Below are 1,110 nucleotides of genomic sequence, written 5' to 3' on the forward strand. Positions count from 1 at the left end.
GGGCAATGTTTAATATACCTCAGTTATATAAAATTGTAGGTTATCGTATGGAAGGTGTCTTTGATTTATTTTCTGGAGATCAGCAAGTCAAGCTTCATGAAGATATGGTCAGGCAAAACATGATTAAATATGGTCTTGATTTTTTTGCTCAAAGACCAGTAATTGGGTTTGGAATTGATAACTATAAGATGCTATATGGAAGTATATTTGGAATCAGCATGTATGCTCATAACAACTTTGTGGAACTGTTGGTGAATAATGGGGCAATAGGATTTATATTGTATTACTCGTATTATATATTTTTGATCTACAAGTTACTGATGGACAGAGAGAGCACTTCAAAGCTACGAGATTTTTTCTTAGCTTTTATGATATGCTTATTCCCTTTGGAGTTGGGTATTGTTTCGTATAATATGCACTTTATACAGTTACTCATATCTTTAGGAAGTGTATATTTGTTTGTGAATGCTGATAGAAAAAAGCTTAAAGCTTTGACAAGCTAAGTTGATATCAGCGGCAGGAACATGGGAGAGTTAAACAATGAGTGGAAAAAATAATGTTCTGGTTAATTCTGGTTTATATACGATAAGCTCAGTGTTGGTTAATGCTATTAGTTTTTTATTACTGCCGGTATATACTATGTTTTTAACTCCAAATGACTATGGGGTAACGAATCTTGTAAGCAGCTTTACAAATGTTGCGTCGATAATAATTTCGTTTTCTCTTTATTCATCTGTATCCAGATTTTACGTGGATTATAAAGAAGATAGAGAAAGGCTAAAGGCATTTTACGGAACTATTATTATTTTTATACTGTTCACAGGATTAATATTGATGGTATTAGGAGTTATATTTCAGAGAATATTAATCGACTTTTTTTTCAGGGGATTTACATTTTACCCCATATTGTTCATATGTCTTTTAAATATGATTTTTGTATGTCAGTACACCATTCATCAGCGTATGATGCAAAGTATGCATCAAGGGAAGAAGTATACAATTGTTAATTTAACATTTTTTATATGTGCAGTGTGTTTAAACCTTTTGTTTATTGTAGTGATAAAACTTGGTGCAACTGGTGTTTTATTGGCAACACTGATAATAAATATT

The 1,110-nt window shown here is 31.5% G+C and carries 2 protein-coding genes; both read left to right on the top strand.

All coding sequences use genetic code 11. The annotated features are described in order from the left end of the window. Positions 1 to 503, top strand: a 503-nt coding sequence (locus tag AC3Y2E_RS34560; RefSeq protein ID WP_379217981.1) for an O-antigen ligase family protein, incomplete at its 5' end; no start/stop codon positions are given. 37 nt (positions 504 to 540) lie between these two features. Beyond that, on the top strand, positions 541 to 1,110 hold a 570-nt coding region (locus AC3Y2E_RS34565; protein WP_379217983.1), incomplete at its 3' end, for a lipopolysaccharide biosynthesis protein.

The sequence above is a fragment of the Paenibacillus sp. MAH-35 genome (assembly GCF_058135425.1).